This window comes from Ruegeria alba, from assembly GCF_022321465.1.
In the GTDB taxonomy this organism is placed as follows: domain Bacteria; phylum Pseudomonadota; class Alphaproteobacteria; order Rhodobacterales; family Rhodobacteraceae; genus Ruegeria_B; species Ruegeria_B alba.
In genome coordinates this window covers 1-3,752 of record NZ_JAKOEM010000049.1, presented here as the reverse complement: position 1 = coordinate 3,752, position 3,752 = coordinate 1, and the positions used below count along the sequence as shown (strand labels likewise).

The following is a 3,752-nucleotide window of genomic DNA, read 5'->3' as shown; positions in this document are numbered from 1 at the left end:
GGGGTCATGGCGCATCAGCTCTGCCGGCCGATCTGGCGGCGCTGGCTGGAAACGGCCGTGTTGTCCGGGGCGATCGACGTGGGCGACATGGCAACCGTCCTGCCAGTGCAATGGATCCCGCCACGCTGGGACTGGGTCGATCCGCTCAAGGACATCCAGGCGCAGGTGCTGGCGATGGAGGCCGGGCTCACCTCGCGCCGCAAGGTGGTCGAGGCCACTGGCTACGACATCGAAGAGGTCGATCGCGAGAACGCGGCGGATGCCGCGCGCGCCGCCGAGCTGGGCCTGACCTATCGCACAAGCCCGGGCGAGACCCAAGGCGCGCGGGCCACGCCGACAGCGGCGCCCGACACAGACACATCCCTTGGGGACGGCAGCGCTTCGTCCACCACAGCTGAGCAGGAGTGATCCCATGAAATCCTGGTACACGATCCGCGCCCGGGCCTCCGGCGCGGAAGTGCTGATCTATGACGAGATCGGCGCCTATGGCGTTACGGCGAAGGGCTTCCTGGCCGAGCTGGGCGCGCTGCCCGAGGGCACGCCGGTCGATCTGCGCCTCAACAGTCCCGGCGGCTCGGTCTTCGATGCGGTCGCCATCTACAACGCGCTGAAGCGCCATGCGGGCGAGATCACCGTCTGGATCGACGGGATCGCGGCTTCGGCGGCCTCCTACATTGCCATGGCGGGCGACCAGATCGTGATGCCGGAAAACGCCTTCCTGATGATCCATGATCCCTCGGGACTGGTGATGGGCACGGCAGAAGATATGCGCACCATGGCCGAGGCCCTCGACAAGGTGAAGGGCAGCCTTGTGACGGGCTATGTGGCCAAGTCCGGCAAGCCCGAAGACGAGATTGCCGCGCTGATGGCGGCGGAGACCTGGCTCGATGCGCAGGACGCGCTCGATCTGGGCTTCATCGACCGCATCGCTGCGCCCGTGACACTCGCCGCCGCCTTCGATGTGGCGCGCTTCCGCAATGCGCCGCCGGAACTGGTCGAGGCCGCGGCAGGCCCTGTGGAACCCGCCGAGACAGCTGAAACCGCGCCCGAGGGTGTTGCAGACGGAAACACCCAACTGACACCCGCAAGTCCGGTACCCGAGCCCGCAAGCTCCGTTGCAGACGGCAACGCATCTTCCGACGCTGCTGTCGTCCGGGCGGAGGTCATCGCCCATGCCCGGGCCGTGATCGATCTCTGCCGGCTCGCAGGCCAGCCGCAGAGGGCGGGCCGCTTCCTCGAGGAGGATGCCAGCCTCGATGCCGTGCGGGCGGCGCTGCTGGCCGCCAGGGCGCAGACCGACCCCGAGATCTTCCCCGCCCATGCCCAGCCCGGACCGGGACCAAGCGCAAGACCCTGGGGCGATGTGATCGCCCGCACCTTCCGCCAGAAAGGATAAACCCGAATGCCCATGCTCACCGAGACCACCCACCCCGGCGGCTTCCTCGTCTGGGAGGCCTTCCGCGACTACACACGGGAAACCATCACCGTCGCCGCGGGCACGCTCGAGCCCGGCACCGTGCTGGGCAAGATCACCGCCTCGGGCAAATACGCTGCCCACGACCCGGCCGCCGTCGATGGCACCGAGACCGCCGTCGCCGTGCTCTGGGGCAAGGCGGATGCCAGCGGAGGCGATGTCCCGGCCGTGGCGCTCGTGCGTGGCCCCGCCATCGTCAACCGTCACGACCTCGTCTTCGCGGGCACGCCCACGGACCCCGAGATCGCCGCAGCCCATACCGCGCTGCTGGCGGCCGGCATTCTCACCCGCTGACCTCACACCCATCCCCCGAAAGGATCGCACCATGGCCACCATGGACATCTTCGAGGCCGATGCCTTCTCGGTCATCGAGCTTACCCGTGCGCTGGAGAACATCCCGTTCAAGCCCGCACTGCTCTCGGGCTCCGGCCTGTTCTCGCCCCGCGGCGTGCGCTCCCGCACCGTGGTGATCGAAAGCCGCGACGGCACGCTGTCGCTGATCCCGTTCTCCGAACGCGGCTCGGCCTATGAGCAACAGGTGCCCGAGCGGCGCAACATGCGCGCCTTTGTCTGCCGTCAGTTCAAGAAGCAGGACGTGCTCTGGGCCTCCGAGATCCAGTCGGTGCGCGACTTCGGCTCGGAAACGGCCACCCAGCAGGTGCAGACCGAGGTCGCCCACCGGCTGCGCCGCCTGCGCCAGGATGCCGAGGCCACCTTCGAGTATCACTTCCTGAACGGCATCCAGGGGATCGTGAAAGATCCCAAGGATGGCGCCACGGTGATCGACTACGCCGCCGAGTTCGGGATCACGCCGGTGGCCGAGATCGACTTCGATCTCGACAACGCCAGCCCGGCCTCGGGCGCGCTCAGGAAACGCTGCCAGGCCTTGATCGAGAGCGTCGAGGAAAGTCTCGGCGGACTGGCCGCCGGTGCGGTGATGGTCCGCGCTGAATGTGGCTCGGGTTTCTTTGCCGATCTGGTGGCGCACAAGGAGGTGCGTGAGACCTATCTCAACACCGCCGCTGCGGCCGATCTGCGGGGCCGCGTTGCCGACGAGGTCAGCTTTGGCGGCATCACCTTCCGCCGCTACCGGGGCAGTTCCGCCTTCGGCGTGCCGACGGACAAGGCGTACTTCTACCCCGAAGGCGTCGAGGGGCTCTTCGAGATCTACCACGCGCCGGCGGATACGTTCGAGACGGTCAACACCCTAGGCCTGCCGCTTTACGCCCGCACCATCCCCGACCGGGATCGGGACGAATGGGTGCGGCTCGAGATCGAGTCGAACCCGCTGCCGATCTGCACCCGGCCGCAGGTGCTGCGACAGGCCCGGCGGACCTGATGAGCGCCTTTGCCGCTGCCCTCGATGCGCTCTTCGCGGACGCGCATCTCGCGCGCGATGTCGTCTATACCGCCGAGGGCGGCGCGCCGAAGCTCATCCGCGCCATCCTGCGGCGGCCGGACGACATCACCAGCTTCGGCGAGGCGCGGCTCTGGTCGGAAACCACCCGGCTGGATCTGCGCCTCGCCGAGGTGACAAACCCGCGCCCCGGTGATCGCATCGAGATCGACGGGGAGGCCTTCCTCGTCCAGGGCGAGCCCGTTCGGGACCGCGAACGGCTGATCTGGACCGTCGTCCTGCACCCGGCATGACCGCCATGAAGCTGAAGCTCGGTATTGATCCCGACATCGTCGCGATGATGGCGGCCGAGGTGAAAGCGGGCGAGAAGGCCGTCACCGCAGCCATGCGGGAGGCTGGGACCGGGCTGAAGACGGCGTGGCGCGGGCAGATCGCGCAAGCGGGACTCGGTCGGCGGTTGGCGAACTCGATCCGAAGCCAGACCTTCCCCAAGGCCGGCGAGAGCCTGAACGCCGCGGCACTCGTCTGGTCCAAGGCGCCGGTCATCATCGGTGCCCATGACACCGGCCCGCTGATCCGGTCGAAGGACGGGTTCTGGCTGGCGATCCCGACCGAGGCGGCCGGCAAAGGGCTGAAAGGTGGTCGCATCACGCCCGGCGAATGGGAACGGCGGCGCGGGCTACGGTTGCGGTTCGTCTATCGCCGCACGGGTCCGAGCCTGCTGGTCGCCGAGGGGCGGCTGAACAGTCGGGGGCTGGGGGTGGCGTCGCGTTCCAAGACCGGGCGTGGGCGCACGACAGTGCCGATCTTTCTGCTGGTCCCGCAGGTGAAGCTGCCGAAGCGGCTGGATCTCGGGCGGGATGCCGAGCGGGCGCTCGACAGCGTGCCGGGGCTGATCGTGGCGAGGTGGGTGGAGGGGAG

Annotated in this window: 5 protein-coding genes and 1 pseudogene; all 6 read left to right on the top strand. The window is 68.5% G+C overall.

Going from position 1 to position 3,752, the window contains the following annotated elements:
* Nucleotides 1-408: pseudogene (locus MB818_RS21645) on the top strand (phage portal protein); the annotation flags it as partial.
* A 4-nt stretch (nt 409-412) separates the two neighbouring features.
* The gene (locus MB818_RS21640) at nt 413-1,396 is read left to right on the top strand and encodes a head maturation protease, ClpP-related (RefSeq protein ID WP_238906482.1); all 984 of its coding nucleotides are present in this window, start codon (nt 413-415) and stop codon (nt 1,394-1,396) included.
* 6 nt (nt 1,397-1,402) lie between these two features.
* Nucleotides 1,403-1,768 carry a head decoration protein gene (locus tag MB818_RS21635; RefSeq protein ID WP_238906480.1) on the top strand — a complete coding sequence of 122 codons (366 nt, stop codon included), beginning with the start codon at nt 1,403-1,405 and terminating at the stop codon, nt 1,766-1,768.
* Nucleotides 1,769-1,799: 31 nt separating this feature from the next.
* On the top strand, nt 1,800-2,813 hold the full coding sequence (locus MB818_RS21630; protein ID WP_238906478.1) for a major capsid protein: 1,014 nt from the start codon (nt 1,800-1,802) through the stop codon (nt 2,811-2,813).
* Nucleotides 2,813-3,124, top strand: a complete 312-nt coding sequence (locus tag MB818_RS21625) for a head-tail joining protein (protein WP_238906476.1) — start codon at nt 2,813-2,815, stop codon at nt 3,122-3,124. Before MB818_RS21630 ends, MB818_RS21625 begins: the two co-directional genes overlap by 1 nt.
* A 5-nt stretch (nt 3,125-3,129) precedes the next feature.
* The coding region (locus tag MB818_RS21620; RefSeq protein WP_238906484.1) for a DUF6441 family protein at nt 3,130-3,752 on the top strand (623 nt) is incomplete at its 3' end.